Annotated in this window: 17 protein-coding genes; 4 read left to right on the plus strand and 13 right to left on the minus strand. The window is 63.2% G+C overall.

Features of this window, described 5'->3' with window-relative positions:
- Window positions 1-101: 101 nt before the first annotated feature.
- From HX898_RS26800 to HX898_RS26845, 10 genes are all read right to left on the minus strand, one after another.
- A complete protein-coding gene (locus tag HX898_RS26800; RefSeq protein ID WP_180196334.1) occupies window positions 102-965 on the minus strand; it encodes a glycerophosphodiester phosphodiesterase family protein in 864 nt (287 codons plus the stop codon).
- A gap of 168 nt (window positions 966-1133) precedes the next feature.
- Entirely contained in the window at window positions 1134-2228 is a 1095-nt protein-coding gene (locus HX898_RS26805) for an aminotransferase class V-fold PLP-dependent enzyme (RefSeq protein WP_180196278.1), read from the minus strand.
- An 11-nt stretch (window positions 2229-2239) separates the two neighbouring features.
- A complete protein-coding gene (locus HX898_RS26810; protein ID WP_138389956.1) occupies window positions 2240-3022 on the minus strand; it encodes a dipeptide/oligopeptide/nickel ABC transporter ATP-binding protein in 783 nt (260 codons plus the stop codon).
- A complete protein-coding gene (locus HX898_RS26815; protein WP_138334025.1) occupies window positions 3019-3813 on the minus strand; it encodes an ABC transporter ATP-binding protein in 795 nt (264 codons plus the stop codon). Before HX898_RS26815 ends, HX898_RS26810 begins: the two co-directional genes overlap by 4 nt.
- Window positions 3810-4643: an ABC transporter permease gene (locus HX898_RS26820; protein ID WP_180196279.1), complete on the minus strand. Its 834-nt coding sequence runs from the start codon at window positions 4641-4643 to the stop codon at window positions 3810-3812. The genes HX898_RS26815 and HX898_RS26820 overlap by 4 nt, the downstream gene beginning before the upstream one ends.
- Window positions 4640-5629, minus strand: a complete 990-nt coding sequence (locus tag HX898_RS26825) for an ABC transporter permease (RefSeq protein WP_180196280.1) — start codon at window positions 5627-5629, stop codon at window positions 4640-4642. The genes HX898_RS26820 and HX898_RS26825 overlap by 4 nt, the downstream gene beginning before the upstream one ends.
- A gap of 40 nt (window positions 5630-5669) precedes the next feature.
- Complete coding sequence (locus HX898_RS26830) at window positions 5670-7292, minus strand: ABC transporter substrate-binding protein (RefSeq protein WP_180196281.1); 1623 nt, start codon at window positions 7290-7292, stop codon at window positions 5670-5672.
- A 130-nt stretch (window positions 7293-7422) separates the two neighbouring features.
- A complete protein-coding gene (locus HX898_RS26835; protein ID WP_180196282.1) occupies window positions 7423-8829 on the minus strand; it encodes an LLM class flavin-dependent oxidoreductase in 1407 nt (468 codons plus the stop codon).
- 16 nt (window positions 8830-8845) lie between these two features.
- On the minus strand, window positions 8846-9907 hold the full coding sequence (locus HX898_RS26840; RefSeq protein WP_180196283.1) for an ABC transporter permease: 1062 nt from the start codon (window positions 9905-9907) through the stop codon (window positions 8846-8848).
- On the minus strand, window positions 9904-11388 hold the full coding sequence (locus tag HX898_RS26845) for a sugar ABC transporter ATP-binding protein (RefSeq protein WP_180196284.1): 1485 nt from the start codon (window positions 11386-11388) through the stop codon (window positions 9904-9906). The genes HX898_RS26840 and HX898_RS26845 overlap by 4 nt, the downstream gene beginning before the upstream one ends.
- A gap of 237 nt (window positions 11389-11625) precedes the next feature.
- Here HX898_RS26845 and HX898_RS26850 point away from each other — a divergent pair, with 237 nt between their 5' ends.
- Window positions 11626-12672, plus strand: a complete 1047-nt coding sequence (locus HX898_RS26850) for a substrate-binding domain-containing protein (protein WP_138389948.1) — start codon at window positions 11626-11628, stop codon at window positions 12670-12672.
- A gap of 78 nt (window positions 12673-12750) precedes the next feature.
- On the plus strand, window positions 12751-13959 hold the full coding sequence (locus tag HX898_RS26855) for an acyl-CoA dehydrogenase family protein (protein ID WP_180196285.1): 1209 nt from the start codon (window positions 12751-12753) through the stop codon (window positions 13957-13959).
- Between the two features lie 79 nt (window positions 13960-14038).
- Here the strand turns inward: HX898_RS26855 and HX898_RS26860 are convergent, their stop codons facing one another.
- A complete protein-coding gene (locus HX898_RS26860; RefSeq protein WP_180196286.1) occupies window positions 14039-15256 on the minus strand; it encodes an SfnB family sulfur acquisition oxidoreductase in 1218 nt (405 codons plus the stop codon).
- A gap of 321 nt (window positions 15257-15577) precedes the next feature.
- Between HX898_RS26860 and HX898_RS26865 the strand changes: the two genes are divergently transcribed.
- Entirely contained in the window at window positions 15578-16912 is a 1335-nt protein-coding gene (locus HX898_RS26865) for an LLM class flavin-dependent oxidoreductase (protein ID WP_171599527.1), read from the plus strand.
- A 45-nt stretch (window positions 16913-16957) separates the two neighbouring features.
- Here HX898_RS26865 and HX898_RS26870 read toward each other — a convergent pair whose 3' ends face one another.
- Together HX898_RS26870 and HX898_RS26875 are read right to left on the minus strand one after the other, a co-directional pair.
- On the minus strand, window positions 16958-17206 hold the full coding sequence (locus tag HX898_RS26870; protein WP_246697996.1) for a type II toxin-antitoxin system Phd/YefM family antitoxin: 249 nt from the start codon (window positions 17204-17206) through the stop codon (window positions 16958-16960).
- A gap of 50 nt (window positions 17207-17256) precedes the next feature.
- Window positions 17257-18300 carry a substrate-binding domain-containing protein gene (locus HX898_RS26875; RefSeq protein WP_180196287.1) on the minus strand — a complete coding sequence of 348 codons (1044 nt, stop codon included), beginning with the start codon at window positions 18298-18300 and terminating at the stop codon, window positions 17257-17259.
- Between the two features lie 215 nt (window positions 18301-18515).
- Between HX898_RS26875 and HX898_RS26880 the strand changes: the two genes are divergently transcribed.
- Window positions 18516-19550, plus strand: coding sequence for a Gfo/Idh/MocA family oxidoreductase (locus HX898_RS26880; protein WP_138334049.1), 1035 nt, complete (start codon window positions 18516-18518; stop codon window positions 19548-19550).
- The last annotated feature ends 5 nt before the right edge of the window (window positions 19551-19555 follow it).

Below are 19555 nucleotides of genomic sequence, written 5' to 3' on the forward strand. Positions count from 1 at the left end.
GTTTAAAATGATGCAAACTGCAAAAAAACAGGCGACAAACCCAGAACCAGGGTATCGAAAGCTTCTCATACCTTTCGGCATTATGCTCCAATGTCCGCCGGTTAATCCGCCATGCGGCGGCGCCAGGCGCGTTCTGTCGCCGGTGCCTCGTCGGTGGTGATCTGATCCGGCTTCAGGGCCACCAGCGCCGAAAAGCCTCGCCATTCCTCTTCGCTGAAACCGGCCTCCGGATCCTTCAGGGTGAAGGTCCAGGCATCGACGCGTTTGCCTTCGTCCTGGCAGAGCGCGATCATATCCAGCCCCGCATTGGCCGCATCAAGGATCAGCGGCCAGTGCAGATAGATCGTGTCCGGCTCGGTCGGGCCGCGCAGGTCAGCGCGCAGTTCCGTCTCGACCGCCTTCCAGCCGCTGGCCTTCCTGATGCCGTAGAGCTTGTCAGTCGGATCGATGCCGCGCAGGAGATCGGGAAGTTTCTCCTTGACCGCGACGATGAGGTCGAGACTGTCGCCGCTGACAATCACCGAGGCGGCGATATCCCTAAAATGCGCGGCCAGATGCGCGACGCCCCTGGCGCCGATCGCTTCAAAGTCGTCCTTCATGTCGAATTGCAGCAATGCGGCTGGATGCGTCGATTGCATCATGGCAGCGAGATCCTCGCTGAGGATCAGCGGCCGGTCGCCCTCTTGCATCCTGATATCCCTGAGGTCACTGACGCTCTTTTCGGCGACCGGTCCATGTCCTGTCGTCTCGCCTTCGAGTTCCTTGTCGTGCAGCACGACGAAACCGCCGTCGGCGCGCACGCGCAGATCGAGCTCCATCGAGGCGCCCGCCGCAAAGCCTTCCGCCATCACCTCGGCGGAAAACAGCGGATCGGCACACTGCTTGCGCAACCGGTGCCATTTCAGGCGGGTACGATGCCCCTCATGCGAAATCTCCAAGCCCTGCGCATCCAGCAATCTCGTCATCTGCATCAAGTCTCCGCGATGCCACTCTCCTGCCTTGACGAGCCGTGATTATCAAGGGCCGAATAGGGCTTTCGTCGGGGTGCCGGGAAGTTTTCGTCAGGCCGGGCTTAAGTCGGGCTGGCGGCCTTGTGGTCGCCGACAGGCCTTCCCGGCTCTGAGAACATCCTATCAGCGGCTATAGGCCGCCGACATCGCCTCCGAAGCGGCTGGGATATCCGCAGCATGGCCGGCCTGCCTGAGGGCCGCACCATACGCCACGACATTCGAGAGCACCGTCTGGAATGCGGCGCGCGGACCAGTGTGGTTCAGCCGCACGAGACGGGCCGGCGCGGTTCCGACGCCTTCGCTCAGCTCGACCCCGAGCTGCCCGGCGGTTGCGATCAGCGCGGCAGGCGCCAGCGCCTCCGGCACCGGCACCGCCGTCACCAGGTTCGAAGCCTTTGCTGCCGGTACCCAGGCCGAGGCTCCGAGTGCGGCAAGCCCTGCCCGTGTCGCCGATGCCGCCAGAGCGTGGCGAGCGACGACATTCTCCAGGCCTTCGGCCTCGATGCGGTCGAGCGCCGTCTCCAGCGCGAAGAATTCCAGCGGCGCCGGTGTTCCCGGCAGGCTACGGCGGCCGCCGTCGATCCAGCTCTTCAGATCGGCCAAAGACAAGATCGAATCGCGCGGGGCGCCGTCTCTGAGGATCAGATCCCAGGCGCCGCCGCTGACGGAAAGTGCGGACACGCCGGCCGGGCCGCCGAGCGCCTTCTGTGGCCCGATCACCGCGATGTCGATGCCGAGATCGTCAACGTTAAGTTCATGGCCACCAACCGAGGCGACTGCGTCGACAACAGTGACGATGCCGCGTGCCTGCGCAAGCGCCAGTATCTCGGGCAGGGGGTTCAGAATGCCGCTCGCCGATTCCGCGTGAACCAAGGCAAGCACATCGATCCGGGGACCGGCGTCGAGCGCTTTTGCCACCGCCTCGATCTCGACCGGCAGGCCTGGCTCGGCGACAATATCGGCGACCGTCGCACCACCCCGCCGCAGCCATTGCCCGAACCAGCCGCCATAGGGGCTGGTGATGATATTGAGTGCTGTCAGGCCGGGACGCGCAAGACTGACGGCCGCCGCCTCCAGCGCCACCACCGCCTCGGCCTGCACGAGCAGGATGTCGTTGCGGCTGCGCAATATGCCGCCGATCCTGTCGGCAAGGGCAGCGAAGCGCTCTGCGGGGTAGGAGGGGACACCGTGCAGGGGATTCCAACCAGGATCGGACATGGACACTTCCTTCAGCAGGGATCGGTCACGAGACGAGGGACGGCGGCAACGAGCGCGCGGGCGGCATCGGATTGCGGCGCGGCAACGACCGCCGCTGCCGGTCCGGTCTCGACGATCCGTCCGCCATCCATAACGGCGATGCGGTGGGAGACGGCGCGCACCACAGCAAGATCGTGCGAAATGAACAGACAGGCAACGCCCTGTTCTTTCTGCAGATCGACCAGAAGCTCCAAGATCCTGCCACGCACGGTCACATCGAGCGCCGAGACCGCCTCATCGAGCACCAGTAACGAGGGCCGTGTCGCGATCGCCCGCGCAATCGCCACACGCTGCCGCTGGCCGCCGGAGAGTGCCCGCACCGGACGGGCGGCATGATCTGCGGTGAGGCCGACACGCTCCAGCAGCTTGGCGATCTCGCCAGGACGTCGATCTTTCGCGACGACGCCATGGATGCGAAGCGGATCGTCGAGCACTGCACCGACGCTCGCCACCGGATTGAAGGCGGCGAGCGGATCCTGAAACACCATCTGCATACGCGCCCGCCGGCGCCGCAAAGGCGCACCATTCAGCGCGAGCCAATCCTCTCCCTCGAAGCGAATCGAGCCGGCATCGGCAGCAACAAGCCGCAGCAGGATGCGCGATAGCGTCGATTTTCCACTGCCGGAGGCGCCGACGAGACCGAGCGTTTCCCCCGCCGCGATGGTGAGCGACACATTATCGAGAGCGGCAATCCGGCGTCCCGCAGACGAAAAACCTTTCGACAGGTTTTCGATGGAAAGCAGCCTGTCGTTCATGACCGCACCTCCACGATCAGCGGCGGCGTCGCGAGGTCTCGATGGCTGGCGATCAGGGCGGCGGTATAGTCGCTCTTAGGCGCCGAAAGCACCGAACAGACGGGGCCTGCCTCGACCAGCCTCGCATTGCGGAAAACGGCGATGCGATCGACAAAGCCGGAGGCAAGCGCGATGTCGTGGGTGATGAAGAGCAGCGTCATGCCGTCTTCGCGTACGAGCCCGTCGAGCAGGCGGACGATCTCGGCCTGGACGACGACGTCGAGCGCGCTGGTCGCCTCGTCGGCGATCAGCAGCGCAGGCCTCGCGGCAATCGCCGCCGCAATCGCCACGCGTTGGCGCTGGCCGCCGGAAAGCTGATGCGGAAAGGCCCGCATCGCCTTGTCGGGCTGCGGTATTCTCACCCGCTCAAGCAATTCCTCGGCCCTGATATAGGCCTGTTTCCAACTTAGGCCGAGATGGCGTCTGGCGCCCTCGGCGATCTGTTCGCCGATCGTCAAAACGGGATTGAGGCTGGAGCCCGGATCCTGGAAGACGAGGCCGAAATCGCGGCCTGGGCGGGGCGGATGGCCAAGGCCGGGCCAGAGTATCTCGCCGCCGACCTTCGTTCCCTCCGGCAGCAGACCGGCAAGCGCGCGGGCAAGTGTGCTCTTGCCGGAGCCGCTTTCGCCGATGATCGCCAGCCTTTCGCCGGCGACGATATCAAGATCGATATTGTCGAGCGCGGCCGCGCCGTTCCCACTGCGCCCGTAGGTGACCGAAAGCTGCCGCAGGCTACAGAAGACGCCGCTCATGCCGCCCTCACGCCATTGTCGCCAAGCGCCTTGCCCAGACCCTCGCTGAAGAGATGGACGCCGAGCACGGTCACGGCGAGTGCCGCACCCGGTATGACCGAGAGATAGGATGCTGAACGCAACACGCTGCGGCCCTCTGCGATCATCGAACCCCAGGTGGCGATATTGGGGTTACCCAGACCAAGGAAGGACAGCGCTGCCTCAGTGAGGATCGCACCGGCGACGATGGTGGCCGAAAGCGCCAGCACCGGTGGCAATGCATTCGGCAGGATTTCCCGGAAAGCGATCTCGGCCGGATGCATGCCGATCACCCTTGCCGAGGCGACATAATCCTGCTCGCGGATCGCAAGCACCTGCGCTCTCGTCAGCCGCGCCGGATCGGCCCAGGTGCCGAGTGCGATGGCAAGGACGACAATGGGTGTCGACACGCCGATGGTGCTGACGAAAGCGAGGGCGAGCAGGAAAGCCGGCACGATCTGGAAGGCGTCAACCACCCGCATCAGCGCCTCGTCGACGAGTCCGCCGGCAAAACCGGCCGCAAGGCCGACGCAGAGCCCAAGCACCATGGCCGCAAACGCCGCCGCCAGGCCAACGGCAAGCGAGGTTCTGGCACCATAGAGCAGGCCCGCCAGCACGTCGCGGCCGAGACGGTCGGTGCCAAGCGGAAAACCCGGATCGGTGAATGGCGCCAGCAGGGCGTGGCCGACAATTTTCAGCGGATCGCCCGGCGAAATGACGGGAGCGAGCAGCCCGGCCGAAAGCAGGACGAGAAGGATCGCAAATCCTGCAGCACCTTCCGGCGTGCGCAGCAGCCGCCGCAGCCAGCTCATGCGCCGCCCTCCGATGCGCCGATGCGCGGGTCGAGTGCGGCATAGACGAGATCGACGAGGAAATTGACCGAGATGACCAGGACGGCGCTGGTGACGGTGATACCCATCAACAACGGCGCGTCACGGCCGTTGACCGCCTCCTGCGCCAGCCGCCCGAAGCCCGGGATTGCAAAGATGCTCTCGATCACCACGCTGCCGCCGAGCATGGCCGCCGATTGCAGCCCGAGCATTGTGACGAGCGGCAGCAGCGCATTGCGCGCGACATGGCGCAGCACGATCCGGCTCCGCGACAGCCCCTTGGCGCGGGCGAAGAGCACGAAATCGAGCTTCCATGCCTCGGCCATGCCGCTGCGCATCACCCGCAGGAACAGAGCGAGATAGATCAGCGCGAGCGCGCCGACCGGCAGAACGAGGTGATCGGCGATATCGAGCACGCGCGAAAATCCTGTTTTGCCGGAAGCGATCGTCTCGACGCCGGCGATCGGAAACCAGCGCAGCTTCACCGAAAAGGCGATGCTCAGCACCAGGCCGAGCCAGAAGCTCGGAATGGCATAGACGATCAGCGAGCCGATCGACAGCAGCCGATCCCGCAGACCACCCGGTCGCGCGCCGGCAAGGATGCCGAGCGCCGAGCCGAGGCCGAAGGAGAGTGCCGTCGCGCTGCCCATCAGCAGCAGCGTATTGGGCAGGCGTTCGGCAATGAGCGCACCGACCGGTCGGCCGAAGGCGACCGACCAGCCGAGATCGAAGCGTGCGAGTGAGGAAAGATAGAGCCAGAGGCGCGCGAACATCGATTGGTCGAGGCCGTAGCTCTCGCGCAGCGACTGCCTAAGTGCGGCATCGCCGCCGCCGATCGAGCCAAGATAGGCGTCGACGGCATCGCCCGAGGCGGATTCAAGCAGGAAAAAGGTGAAGATCACCACGATCAGCAGCACCGGAATGCTGCTGATCGCCCTGCGCCTCAGGAGGATGATAGCACGTCTCACGCCGGACAGGGCCTCTGGAAGAGAATTGCCGCCGATCCTATCACGATTGTAGCGCCGTATCGCCCCAGTTCGAGACAGCCCAACGCGGATTATCCGCAACGTTGAGCACGCTGTCGCGCGCGACGGTGATGAAACCCCATTCCGCGACGTTGATCAGCGGCAGATCGGCTGCGACGAGCTGCTGGAACTTGCGATAGAGATCGGTGCGCGACGCCGTGTCGACGGTCTCGGAGGCCTGTTTGATGATCTTGTCGACCTCCGGATTGACGTAGCCGCCCTGATTGGAGAAGGGCACGCCGGCTGGCGTCCCGGACTGGACGAGAATGGTGGTGGAGATCGCCGGATCACCGCGAAAGACCGGCGGACCGACGGCGAGATCGAAGTCGTGGTCGGTATAGACTGCCTTCTGGTGCGAAGCCGCATCGGCATTGACGATTTCCGCATTGATGCCGATCACCGCGAGCGCCTGGCGAAGGTAATCGCCGAACTGCCGGGTCTCGTTGAAATAGGGCGCGGGGCGCAGTTTCAGCGTAAAGCGGTTACCATCCGGTCCTTGCTTGTATCCTGCCTTGTCGAGAATGTCGTTGGCGGCCGCTGGGTCGAAGGCATAGGTCGCTACATCGGGTGTATAGAACTCCGGCGCATTCTTCGGCACCGGGCCGGTCGAGGCGGCGGCATAACCGAGGAAGATCGTGTCGACCACGAATTTCTTGTCGATCGCCTGCGCGATCGCCTGCCGCACCCTGAGGTCGGCAAGCTCCTTGCGGCGATGATTGATCTCGACGACGAGCTGGTAGGTCAAGGCCTCATAACCCTTGGAAATCACCTTGATGCCATCGACCTTGGAGATGCGGTCGAGATCGGCGAGCGGCACAGCCGAGAAGGCGGCAAGCTGGATTTCCTCGGCTTCGAGCGCCGAACCCGCTGCTTCGCGATCGGGCAGCACGCGGAAGATGATCTCGTCGAGTTTCGGCTGCTCCTTGTCCCAGTAATTCTCGTTGCGCGTCAGCCGGTAATATTCGCCGGGCTTGTGTTCGGCGAACTTGAAGGGACCGGTGCCGATCAGCGTGTTGTTGGCAGGGTTGGTGGCGATGTCGGTGCCGTCGAAAATGTGCTTGGCGACGACGCTAGTGACAACAGGCAGGGCGTTGCGGATCAGCTGGAACGGCGTCGGCTTGGAGAAGCGGAAGATGGCGGTGTAATCGTCGGGTGTATCGACGGCTTCGAGATTGGTGAAGACCAGGCGGCCAAGATTCTGCAGCGGCTTCCAGACGTTGAGCGCCGAGAAGGCGACATCGACCGAGGTAAACGGCTTGCCGTCATGCCAGGTGACGCCATCGCGCAGCTTGAAGGTGACGGAGAGGCCGTCATCCGAGCCCTCCCAGGAGGTGGCAAGCCGCGGCGAAAGCCCATCCTTGCCGTCGAACGACGCTTCGGCGAGCGGCTCGATCACCTTGCTTGCGACGAAGAAGACGCCGTTCGAGGCGACGATGGCGGGATTGAGGTTCTTCGGCTCAGAATCGGCCGCAACGATCAGCCGGCCGCCGCCGCCCGGGGTGGTCTGCGCGGTCTGCGCAAGCGCCTGCCGGGCGAGCGCCGTCGAGGCAAGCAGCAGGGCAGTGCCCTTCATCAGCGTGCGCCTGGAGATAGATGGTACGGTCATGACCCCTCCTGGTCGGTGAACAATTCGCCAGACTATATTCGAAGCGAAAAGATCATTGCGACGGATATTAGATTCAAATGCGCAAGCCGGGCGAGATATTTTTCTGCCCTGTGCGCATTCGCCCGAGCAATCACTGCCGGTCAGCCGCGGCGGCAAGCCTGACCGGTTCTCCCGCCAGATTACGATAGGCAGCACCCGGATGCGGCGCGACAAGCCGCGGCCCCGCTCCCCCAAGCTTTTCCCGCAACGTTCCCTTGGCGTAGTCGGTCTTGTAGACGCCGCGCTTTTGCAGTTCCGGCACCAGCAGATCGACGGCATCCTCGAAACTCTCGGGCGTCACGGCATAGGCGAGGTTGAAGCCATCCACATCGGTGTCCTCGATCCATTCCTGCATCAGATCGGCGACCGTCTGCGGCGAGCCGACGAAAACAGGGCCGAAACCGCCGATGCCGACCCAATCGGCCATTTCGCGCACCGTCCATTCCTTGGTGGGATCGATTGTCGTGAAGGTCTCGACAGCCGATTGCACTGCATTGGTATGGCGGTGGCGCAGCACCTCGTCCGGCCCGAACTGCCCGAAATCGATGCCGGTCCAGCCGGAGATCAGCGTCAGCGCACCCTCGAAGGAGGCGTATTTGCGGTATTCGTTGAACTTCCGCTGTGCTTCGGCATCGGTCTCGCCGAGGATCACGGTCTGCAGGTTGAAGGCAAGGATTTCGCGCGGGTTGCGGCCGACGCGTTCGGCCGCCTCGCGGACATTGGCGACGTAGCGCTTCAGCACGGCTTTCGATGGCGACGCGACGAAGATGCACTCGGCATGGGCGCCGGCGAAATCCTTGCCGCGGCTGGAAGCGCCGGCCTGGTAGAGCACCGGCGTGCGCTGCGGCGAGGGTTCGCTCAAGTGAATGCCGGGCACGTTGAAATGCTTGCCGGAATGGCGGATCGGGTGGACTTTTTCTGGATGGGTGAAGATGCCGGTTTCCCGGTCGCGGACGACCGCGCCGTCCTCCCAGCTTCCCTCCCAGAGCTTGTAGCAGACCTCGAGATATTCCTCGGCGAGGTCGTATCGGTCATCATGCTTCGTCTGCGCCGGCTGGCCGATATTGAGCGCGCCGCTGTTCAGGTAGGAGGTGACGATATTCCAGCCGACACGCCCTTTGGTCAGATGGTCGAGTGTCGAGATGCGGCGGGCGAAGGTGTAGGGATGCTCGAAGGAAAGCGACGCCGTCAGGCCGAAGCCGAGGTGCTCGGTCTCGTAGGCCATGGTGGGGATCAGCTGCAGCGGATCATTGACCGGCACCTGCGCCGAATGGCGAAGTGCAGCATCGACATTGCCGTTCAGCACATCGTAGACGCCGAGCACGTCGGCGATGAACAGCCCGTCGAACCTGCCTCGTTCCAGCGTCTTTGCCAGATGCACCCAGTAGTCGAGATCCTTGTAGGTTGAGGACTTGTCGCGCGGATGGCGCCAGAGCCCCGGCGACTGGTGTCCGACGCAATTCATGTCGAAGGCGTTCAGCCTGATTTCCCGGGTCATGTTTTCTTCCTTGGAATTAGGGATTGCTGCGGCCGAGGCCGTAGGTCAGCGCCAACGCGCCGACGAGCACGGCGCCCTTGACGAAATCCTGTGTGTAATAAGGGGCGTTCAGCATGGTGAGGCCATTGAGCAGCACACCGACGAAGACGGCGCCGGCAATGGTGCCGAGCACGTTTGGGCGGCGCAGGTTGAAGACGGCAAAGCCGATCAACGCGGCAGCGACCGAATCCATCAGCAGCGAACCGCCGGAGGAAATGTCGCCGCGCCCGACGCGGGCGGCGATGACAATGCCGCCGAGCGATGCCAGCGTGCCCGATAGGACATAGGCGAGCGTCTTCAGCCGCACCGTCGAGGCGCCGGCAAGCCGGGTGGCGACCTCGTTGCCGCCGGTCGCAAACAGCAGCCGACCGATGCGGGTGCGCTCGGTGAGGATGAAGAGCCCGATGGCGACCGCCGCCATCAGCACGACGGAAACGGGCAGAGTGCCGAGGATGCTGTAGCGGCCGATCAGCAAAAAGGCCGGATCGTAGGCGCCAGCCGCCTTCGATCCGTCGGGCAGGGTGAGGCCGGCCGAAATCGACCGGCCGGCGGTCGGGATCAGTTGCAGGCCGGAAAGCAAAAACATCATCGCCAGCGTCGCCAGGAGATCCGGCACCTTCAAGCGGACGATGAGGAAGGCGTTGACGAGACCGACCAGAGCGCCGAAGGCGAGCACCAGCGGCACCGTCGCATAGGCATCAAGGCCCCAGACGATCATCGCATAACTCGCCGCCATCACGCTCGATGCGGCGACCGCGCCGATCGACAGGTCGAAACCGCCGACAGCCAGCGTGACGGTGACGCCTGCGCCGAGAATGGCGACGACGGACACCGCCTGCAGGATGCTCATCAGATTGGCGATATTGATGAAAGCGGGCTCGGCGATGGTGAAACCGACGACGAGCAGTGCCAACAGGATGAACACCGCGCCTGCCCGGAGGAACGTCCCGAGTGCTGCAAGAAGACCGCTATCGGCTTGCGGCGATGCCTTTGGCCGGGCGCTTGTCTGTGGAAGAGTGTCGTCATCGATCGTCGTCATGCGGATATTCCCTGAATAGCGGAAGGAGTGGCAATTCCGTCTGCCGCGGGCCTCAACTCGTGGCGGTCGATGACGAGGATGCGGTCGGCCACCTCATAGGCCTCCTCCGGGTCGGAGGTCGCAATCAGCGTCGCCCGGTCTCTGCGCGCGCGGATTGCCCGGATGATGTCATGCCGGGCGCCGACGTCGACACCCTGGAAGGGTTCGTCGAGCAGCAGCAAACGGCTCGGTTCCGCCTCCCAGCGGGCGATCACCGCCTTCTGCTGGTTGCCGCCGGACAGCGACCAGACCGAGGCGAGCGGGCCTGTGGCCTTGATGCCGAGACGGGAGATCGCCTGCTCGGCTTCGCGTCGCTCGCGGCCGCCGACAAGGAAACCGCGCGGATACCATTTGCCAAGATGCGGCAGGCTGATCGTCGCCGACAGCGAATGGCCGGGCCATGCCGGTGGCATCAGCGAGGAACGATGACGGTCTTCGGCCGCCATCGCCACGCCTGATGCAATCGCTTCGGCCGGACCTTTCGGCCGGTAGGGCCGACCGCCGAGGAACATCGCACCGCCTGCAAGCGCAGTTACCCCGAAGATTGCCGATAGCAGCCGGCTCTTGCCGGCGCCAAGCACACCGGTCACCGCCACCACCTCGCCCTCATGCAATGACAGATCGAAGGAGGCAGCCCCAGTGAGCAGTCTGATATCGCGCATCTCGAAAATCACTGGTCCGGTCGCAGGCCGCGCATCCGGCCGAGCCGCATCCAGTCTGCGGCCGATCATCGTCTCGACGGCGCTCGAAAAATCGATCGGCCGCGCGAAGGTGCCGACGACGCGGCCGCCGCGCATGACGAGCGCGCGGTCGGCGATGGCTTCGAGGTCGGCGGTACGATGCGAGATATAGAGGATCGCCAGGCCCCGCTTACGAAGCTTCAGCAGAATATCGAAGAGGCGGCGACTTTCCTCTCCGGAAAGGCTCGCCGTCGGCTCGTCGAGGATGAGGAGGTCGGCGCGGTTGGCAAGCGCGCGAGCGATCGCCACAAGTTGCCGATCGGCGCTGGCGAGGTCACCGAAATCGCGGTCCAGCGGCAGGGTGAAGCCGGCGGCATCGAGCATGGACTGGGCGGCACGGCGGATGCCGGCGCGCGAGACGAAGAAGGGTGTGCTGCTATCGGCAAACCGGTTGAGCAGCAGGGCATCGGCAACGGTCACACCGGCCGCGCCGACGAGATCCGTCGATTGATGCACCGTGACGACACCAGCCCTTGCCGCTTCGGCCGGGCTGCGCGGCGCAAAGGCGCGGCCATCGAGGCTGACCATGCCGCCATCGGCCGGAAGCACGCCGGAAAGGATCTTGACCAGCGTCGATTTGCCCGCGCCGTTTGCGCCCATCAGAGCCACGATCTCGCCGCGCTCCATAGAAAAATCAGCGCCGGCAAGCGCCCGCGTCGACCCGAAGCTGCGGGTGATATTTTCAATGTGAAGAAGCGGCATCGACAAAGGTCCGGGACTGTAATCGAAGCCGGAGTGTGCCCTGTCCGGGCGGTCGAACTCCAGGCACGGCTTTCCCCGGCGAACTGCCCTCGGGAAACAAAGAATCTCCCACAGCCCATAAAATCGGATCATTTACTCTACTAAAAACATAGAGATTATATCTAATAATCCGACGCGTCGCAGGGGCTGCCAGACCTGTCAGACGACGCCCCGCGATTTGCTAGAAGGAACGCGACGATGAAATCCCTCGCACGGCTCGCACTGTCTGCCGCCGTCATTCCGTTCATTTTCATTCAAGGCGCAAAAGCCGACGGTCTGTCCGGTGCTCCTGCCCCTTTCGACAAGGGCGGCGTCAAAGTAGCGCTGATCAGCTACATCTCGGCCGGCGATTTCTTCCAGGCCTACCAGGCAGGGGCTGAAGCCCAGGCCAAGGCGCTGGATATCGACCTGCGCATCTTCCCCGGCCGGCAGGATGCCGCCGAGCAGCGCGAACAGATCCTCCAGGCGATCAATCTCGGCGTCTCCGGCATCGTCATCGATCACGGCCTACCGGAATCGCTCGGCGACGTCGTGCAGCAGGCGCTCGACAAGGGCATCAAGGTCGTGGCCTTCGACGTCAACCTCAACAACCCCAAGATTCCGCAGGTGGAGCAGAGCGATCACGAACTCGCGTCACTGGCGCTCGAACAGGTGGTGAAGGACAACGGCAACAGCTTCAACGCCGGCTATGTCTATGTCGCGGGCTTTGCGCCGCTCGACCGCCGCAACGAGGTCTGGGACAAGTTCAAGTCGGACAATAAAGGCGTGATCGAAAAGGCTCGCTTCGGCAATGTCAGCGACACGACGGCGACTTCGACTGCCGATCAAGCGAAGGCCGTGCTCACTGCCAATCCCGATATATCGGTCATCTTCGCCCCCTATGACGAATTCGCCCGCGGCGTGAAGCTCGCCGCCAATGATCTCGGCATAGCAAGCAAGCTCAAGATCTATTCGGCCGATGTTTCGACGGCCGATATCCAGGAAATCACCGAGGAAGGCAGCCCTTGGGTCGCAACCGTCGCGACCAATCCTGCCGTCGTCGGCGCCGTCTCCATTCGCGCCGCCGCACTCAAAATCGCCGGGCAGACGGTTCCCCACCAAATTACCGTGAAGCCGACGCTTCTGACGCAGGAGAGCCTGCGTGCGGCCGGCGTCAAGACGATCGAGGAACTGGCCGAAAAGATCCCGGCCTTCAGCACGAGCGATGCGGCGACCGCCAGCTGGATCCCGGACAAGCTGTTCTGAGAGCTCGCACTTCGATCCTTCCGGCGGAAGCGTGCGGCTCCCGCCGGATCATCTTTTTGGAGAATTGGAGTTCCGCCCATGAGCCAATCCAATGTCATCTTCGCCGCCAGCCGCAACCCGACGCGCGAAGACCTCTTTGCCCGTGCCGAGGAGATCTCTGCCGACCTGTCGCGGCGTGCCGCAGACCTCGACCGCGAAGGCCGTCCGCCGCTCGCCGAGATCGTCAAATTGAAGAATGCCGGGCTGCTCAATGCGCTGCATCCCACGCAAATCGGCGGCGGCGGCCTCGATTGGGTCGACGGGCTGAAACTGGTGCGTATCCTCGCCCGCGGCGAAAGCTCGATCGGCCAGCTGCTCGGCTACCACTATGTTAACAGCCAGTACATCTATTGGGCGCTCGACCCCGCACGCGCCCATGCGCTGGGCAACGAGACGGTAGCGAAGAACCTCTATTGGGGCGCGGCGGTCAATCCGCGCGATCCCGGGCTGGTGCTTACCCGTCGCGGCAACGGTTATGTGTTGAACGGACGCAAGTCCTTCTCCACGGCGGCGCGGGTCTCCGACTATATCAATGCCAATGCGGCGCTCGACGACAAGATCGCCGGCTTCGCCGTGCCGACCAATCGTCAAGGTTACGTCGCCAATGACGACTGGGACAATATAGGCCAGCGCCTGTCCGACAGCGGCAGCGTCGAATTTCATGATTTCCCCGTTTACGAGGAAGATTTCGTCGGCGCGCCGGCTGCACCCGATGTGGCGCCACCGGTGCTTTCGACCTTCAATACGCCGTTCATCCAGCTGGTCTTCGTCAACTTTTATCTCGGCACCGCGGAAGGCGCGCTGCAGGCGGCCGTCGATTACGTCCGCAACACGACCCGGCCGTGGATAACCTCCGGTGTCGAGCGGGCGGCAGATGATCCTTATATCCTCGAACGCGTCGGCGAATTCACTGCCGCGCTGAAAGCATCGGCGGCCCTTGCCGACAATGCCGCAGCCGCCGTGCAGGCGGGTCTTGCCCGCGGCCGCGACGTCACCGAGCGCGAGCGCGGCGCAGCAGCGGCGGAAGCCTATGCCGCCAAGGTCCACGCCACCCATGTCTCGCTCGACATCACCTCGCGCGTCTTCGAGCTGACGGGCGCGCGCTCGACGGCCGACAAATACCGTTTCGACCGGTTCTGGCGCAATGTCCGCACTCACACGCTGCACGATCCTGTCTTCTACAAGGCGAAGGAAGTCGGTGAATTCGTGCTGAACGACAAGATACCGGAGGTCAGCCTCTATAGCTGAGGCGGCTATCTTTCACCGAAAGCAAAAACCCCACTGCCGGCACCGGCGGTGGGGTTTTCGGTTGGAAGACGGGGAGATTTCAGAGCGCGCCGTTCTTCGGCGGCGCTACGCCGTTCAAATGGTAGTTGCCGACGACGTGATATTTCCAACGCACGGGATCGTGCAGCGTATGGGTGCGGGCATTGCGCCAGTGGCGGTCGAGGTTGAGGCCAGCCTGCACCGACGAAGTTCCGGCAAGCTCGAAAAGCGTGTTCGAGGCCTCGATCGCCACTTCGGTCGTCAGCACCTTGGCGGCGGCAACCGCCAGCGTCGCCGCGATCACCTTTTCCTCCGTCGTCTCGACCTGCGCAGCATCGACCTTATGGCCGGCGCGCTCCACCAGAGCCGTTGCAGCTTCCAGGCGAATGGCGATCTGGCCGACCTTGGCGATCGTCAGCGGATCGTCTGAGGCACGCTCAAGGCCGCTGTCCATCCAGGGGCGCGATTTCGTCCTGACGAACTCAAGCGTTTCGGCAAAGGCCGCCCGTGCGATACCGAGATCAACGCCGGCATGGATGATCTGGCCGACCGAGCCGATCGTCGTCGGCCGCTCGAAACCCTTGTGATGGAAGACCACGGAATCGGCGCTGACATAGACATTGTCGAGGATGGTCGTACCGCTGCCGGTGGTGCGCTGGCCGAAGCCGTCCCAGTCGTCGACGATCTCGACGCCTTCGGTGCCCTTCGGCACGAAGGCCATGGTCAGCCGATCCTCCGGATCGAGCGCGAAGATGGTAATCCAGTCGGCGAAGAGGACGCCGGTCGAATAGAATTTACGGCCGTTGATCCGGTAACCCGGACCGTCGCGGGTGATGCGCGTGTTGTAGTGGCCGACCGTCTTCGTACCGCGCTCGGAAAGCGCATTGCCGAAACGATCGCCGGCCAGCACCCGGCCGAAGAAATAACGCTGCTGCTCCTCGCCGCCGTCGGTTCTGAGCGCCTCGAGAATATAGAAATGGTTCTGCGGAATCTGGCCGATCGAACCGTCCGCCTCAGACAGGATCGCGGTGATCTCGGCAAGCACGGCGTTGGAGACATCGAGCCCGCCATATTGCGCTGGCACGGTGATCGCCAGAAGGCCGGACTGGGCGAGAAGATCCAGTTCGGTAAACGGCAGGATCCGGTCAGCGTCGCGCTCGGCTGCGCGTGCGGCAAATTGCGCCGCCAGTCTGCGGGCGGTGGCGATCGCCTCATCATCGCTGCCGATACGGTCGGCTACGGGCCGGATCTGATCTGCTTGCCTCAGCACGGTGTTCATCGATGTCTCCAATTCTGACGAGCCTATCGGTGAAAGAAATTAAGCGCCGACATAAGAGCACAAATTCTATAGATGCGATGGAAAATGAAAAGTGTTTGCTTATCGGCTTCTGGCTGCCGCGATTAGTGTCTCAGTCGGGCGGTTCTGCGAAAACGTGGCTGAAAAAGCGCCGAAATCGCTACCAGAAATTAGCGGAGCCGGCCTCGATTTGAATTCGTCGAGTTCCTACGTAACCGATATCCGATGCGTCGCTGCAGCGGCTTCAGACAGAACGCCCAATGCGGGGCAGGCGGCCGCCTTGCCCGATCCATGAGGAAAGTCATGACCCCACGGCAGTTGCGCCTCGGCGCCTTCATGCGTCCCGTCAGCCTGCATACCGGCGCCTGGCGCTATCCCGGTTCTTATCCCGACGCCAACTTCAATTTCGCCCATCTGAAGTCCTTCGCGCAGGCGTTGGAGCGGGCGAAATTCGACGCCTTCTTCATGGCCGATCATCTTGCCGTGCTCAACATGCCGGTCGAGGCGCTGAGGCGCAGCCACACTGTGACCTCCTTCGAGCCCTTCACGCTGCTCTCGGCGCTGGCAGCGGTGACGGAGCGTATCGGCCTTGTCGCCACCGCTTCCACCACTTTCGACGAGCCCTATCACATCGCCCGGCGTTTCGCCTCGCTCGATCATATCAGCGGCGGCCGCGCTGGCTGGAACATCGTCACGACATCGAACCCCGATGCCGCGCTCAATTTCGGCCTAGACGAACATATGGAGCATGGCGAACGCTATCATCGCGCCCGGGAATTCTATGATGTGGTAACCGGGCTCTGGGATAGTTTCGCCGACGATGCCTTCATCCGCGACCGTGAAAGCGGCCTGTTCTTCGATCCGGAGAAGATGCATGTGCTCGGCCACAAGGGCGAGGAACTGAGCGTCCGCGGACCCCTCAATATCGCCCGGCCGCCGCAGGGTTGGCCTGTCATCGTCCAAGCCGGCCAGTCGGACCCCGGCCGCCAGCTTGCCGCCGAGACCGCCGAGATGGTCTTCTGTTCGCCGCGCGATCTGGCCGCCGGCAAGGCGCTCTATGCCGATATCAAAGCCCGCATGGAAGCTATCGGCCGCAACCGCGACCATCTGAAGATCCTGCCCGCCGCCTTTATCATCGTCGGCGACAGCATCGACGAGGCACGAGCCAAACGCGCCACGCTCGACAGTCTGGTGCATTACGACAGCGCCATCGCTTCGCTTTCGATCGCACTCGGCCATGACGCTTCGGGCTTCGATCCCGACGCCCCGCTGCCGGCCGATATTCCCGACACCAATGCCAGCAAGACCGGCCGCGCCCAGGTGCTGAAGCTTGCCGCCGAAGAAAATCTGACGGTGCGGCAGCTGGCACAGCGCTACGGCGGTTATGCTGGCCTCGCCTTCGTCGGCACGCCGGCAAGTATCGCCGACGACATGGAACGCTGGCTGGACGAGGAAGGCTCGGACGGTTTCAACGTCGTCTTCCCCTATCTGCCGCAGGGTCTCACCGACGTCACCGAACGGCTGGTTCCCGAATTGCAGCGCCGGGGCCTGTTCCGCAGCGAATACGAGGGCACGACGCTGCGCGAGCATCTCGGATTGCCGCGGCCGGAGAACCGGTTTTTTCCGGCCGGTGCGTAGGACGCTGCGGGCAGTCCCCGCGCGGCAAGACGATACAAGTAGCCTTCAGAATTCGACGGTCCTGTTGTCGAAGCCCAGCTGCGCGTGTTCCAATTCCCTCTCATCAACGGAGGGATCGCGCAATGCCTCAAACAGCGTCTTCGGCGTCCAGTTCATCTGAAATTCGGCATAGCTGACAAGGACATAGGCTGCTTCGCCGCGATCAGTGATCACCACCGGCCGCTCGCTCGCTTCCTTCTTCGCCTTGCTCGGATTCCGGTTGAAGGCTGCGCCGGTCATAAAGGACATTTTCATCGAAACCATCCACTCTCCATCAAGCCGGGACTATATCCAACCTGCCACCTTCAGACCATGGCCCCAACATCGAACGCATCGCTTTCGCCGGGCATCAGTTCGAGGGGCCAGACGATGTTGCGGCCCTCGTTCGGATAGAAATCTCGATAAGCCGGCATGTTGGCGAGAAGCATCCGGCCCAGATCGACGCCGAGATCGAAGAGCGAGATGCGGAAGCAGCTCAGCGACGGCTGCAGAAACCGTGCGCGCGGAGCGTCGCGGAAGCCGATCACCGCAAGGTCGCGGCCGGGCATGACGCCCGATTCCATCAGACGGCGATAAAGGCCGATCGCCATCAGCTCGTAGATCAGGATCACCGCCGTCGGCCGCTCTTCGAGCAACAGCAGCTCATGAGCCGCCTGATAGCCGCCCTGTTCGCTCGACTTGACGCGGATGACGAGCGAGGGGTCGAAGGGAATATCGTGCCGCTCGAGCGCGCGGCAATAGCTTTCGATAAAGAGATAGCCGAGATTGGCCTCACTCGACGGCGCAGTGATCGCAATCCGGCGATGTCCCAGCGCGATCAACCGCTCGACGGCATGCTCGGCCACGCCCTCGAAATCGAGATCGATCCATGGAAAATTGCTGGCCGAAAGGCTGCGGCCTAGCGCGACGAAGGGAATCTTCGCCCGCGACAGAAAGTCGATGCGCCGGTCGACGCGCTGCGTGTCCGAGATGATCATCGCATCGACGATGCGCCGCGCCACCATCCGCTTCAGATATTCGTGCGGGTCCTCGTCGCTCGGGCAGGGCAACATGATGAGGTCGAGCTTGTGGCGGGCAAAGACGCTCTGCAGGCCGCTGGTGACGCCGAGGAAGAAGTTGTCGGCATTCTCGACCGTCTCCTTGCTGGATTCGATCATCAACCCGATGACCTTCGTCTCTCCCTGCCTCAGGCTCCGCCCAGACTGGTTGGCGACGTAGCCGAGTTCCTCGGCCGCCGCCAGCACTCGCCGGCGGGTTTCCTCATTGACATCGGGCTTGCCGTTCAGCGCGCGGGAGACCGTGCCGATCGAGATATTCAAGTGTTCGGCAAGCTGGCGAATCCCCTTCATCGCTGACGATTTTCCCGGGAGCATGATGCCGAAAAGTGTGCGCGGTTTTCGGACGACATCATGCTCCATTTCTATAATTCAGATCCGTCCGGATCTGGGCCTGTAATTTCCCATTTGGCGTCTATTGACACCGCAAAATGTTTCCGCATACAGTCGTAAACGTTTACGGAGTGCGTGTCACGAGGAGAGTGGGCACCGTTCCCCTGGAGGAAATCGTGAAATTCAGTGCCATTCTGTGCGGGTGCGGAGCTATGTCCAAAGGTTGGTTGCGAGCCATCGCTTCCAACCCTCTGCTGGCCGACTCCATCACCATTGTCGGCCTTGTCGACCTGAGCCGCGAGACGGCCGAAAAGCTTGCTGCGGAGTTCGGCCTTGATGGCGCCGTCATCGGTTCGGACCTGTCCGACGTCATCGCGGCCACAAAGGCCGACCTGGTCTTCGACATCGTCATTCCGGCCGCGCGCTACGACGTCGTTTCCACCGCACTCAAGGCCGGCTGCCATGTGCTCAGCGAAAAGCCGATGGCGGCCTCGCTTGCCGAGGGCGCCGCGCTGATCGACCTTGCCGCCGAGACTGGCCGCATCCACGCCGTCATCCAGAACCGCCGCTTCATATCAGGCGTCAGGCGCTTGCGTCGCTTCGTCGACAGCGGCGCGATCGGCGAACTCACCGGCATCCATTGCGACTTCTTCCTGGCGCCGCATTTCGGCGGCTTTCGCGAAGAAATGGACAACGTCCTGCTTCTCGACATGGCGATCCACACTTTCGACGCGGCACGCTACGTCGCCGACAGAAAGCCGCTTGCCGTCTATTGCGTCGAGCGCAATCCGAAGGGTTCGTGGTACCGGCACGGCGCTGCAGCCAACGCCATCTTCGAATTTTCCGACGACATCGTCTTCACCTACCGCGGCTCCTGGTGCGCTGAGGGCGAGCGGACTAGCTGGGAAAGCCAGTGGCGTCTCGTCGGCTCGAAGGGGATGCTCACCTGGGATGGCGAGGAGAGTTTCAAGGCGACTGTTGCCGGCGAAGAGCCCGGCCTTTTGCATGGTACCGCTGCCGTAAACGTTCCCGGTCCGGAACATGACGAGGAAACCCATGGCCACGCCAGCGTCATCGCCGACTTCATCGCGGCGATCGGCACCGGCAAACGGCCCGAGACGGTCAATTCCGACAATATCAGAAGCCTTGCCATGGTCTTCGGCGCGATCGAAAGCGCCAAGACGGGCAGGCGCGTCGAAATTTCAGCATAGGAAGA

It is taken from the genome of Rhizobium sp. WYCCWR 11128 (genome assembly GCF_013416305.1).
GTDB lineage: Bacteria > Pseudomonadota > Alphaproteobacteria > Rhizobiales > Rhizobiaceae > Rhizobium > Rhizobium indicum.

Bases quoted from the DNA above. Each gene is read 5' to 3' on its own strand.
- HX898_RS26820 (WP_180196279.1), bottom strand. From the start codon at position 4,643: ATGAGCTGGCTGCGGCGGCTGCTGCGCACGCCGGAAGGTGCTGCAGGA.
- HX898_RS26875 (WP_180196287.1), bottom strand. From the start codon at position 18,300: ATGAAGGGGATTCGCCAGCTTGCCGAACACTTGAATATCTCGATCGGC.
- HX898_RS26850 (WP_138389948.1), top strand. From the start codon at position 11,626: ATGAAATCCCTCGCACGGCTCGCACTGTCTGCCGCCGTCATTCCGTTC.
- HX898_RS26800 (WP_180196334.1), bottom strand. From the start codon at position 965: ATGACGAGATTGCTGGATGCGCAGGGCTTGGAGATTTCGCATGAGGGG.
- HX898_RS26865 (WP_171599527.1), top strand. From the start codon at position 15,578: ATGACCCCACGGCAGTTGCGCCTCGGCGCCTTCATGCGTCCCGTCAGC.
- HX898_RS26860 (WP_180196286.1), bottom strand. From the start codon at position 15,256: ATGAACACCGTGCTGAGGCAAGCAGATCAGATCCGGCCCGTAGCCGAC.
- HX898_RS26805 (WP_180196278.1), bottom strand. From the start codon at position 2,228: ATGTCCGATCCTGGTTGGAATCCCCTGCACGGTGTCCCCTCCTACCCC.
- HX898_RS26815 (WP_138334025.1), bottom strand. From the start codon at position 3,813: ATGAGCGGCGTCTTCTGTAGCCTGCGGCAGCTTTCGGTCACCTACGGG.
- HX898_RS26870 (WP_246697996.1), bottom strand. From the start codon at position 17,206: ATGAAAATGTCCTTTATGACCGGCGCAGCCTTCAACCGGAATCCGAGC.
- HX898_RS26830 (WP_180196281.1), bottom strand. From the start codon at position 7,292: ATGACCGTACCATCTATCTCCAGGCGCACGCTGATGAAGGGCACTGCC.
- HX898_RS26845 (WP_180196284.1), bottom strand. From the start codon at position 11,388: ATGCCGCTTCTTCACATTGAAAATATCACCCGCAGCTTCGGGTCGACG.
- HX898_RS26855 (WP_180196285.1), top strand. From the start codon at position 12,751: ATGAGCCAATCCAATGTCATCTTCGCCGCCAGCCGCAACCCGACGCGC.
- HX898_RS26840 (WP_180196283.1), bottom strand. From the start codon at position 9,907: ATGACGACGATCGATGACGACACTCTTCCACAGACAAGCGCCCGGCCA.
- HX898_RS26810 (WP_138389956.1), bottom strand. From the start codon at position 3,022: ATGAACGACAGGCTGCTTTCCATCGAAAACCTGTCGAAAGGTTTTTCG.
- HX898_RS26835 (WP_180196282.1), bottom strand. From the start codon at position 8,829: ATGACCCGGGAAATCAGGCTGAACGCCTTCGACATGAATTGCGTCGGA.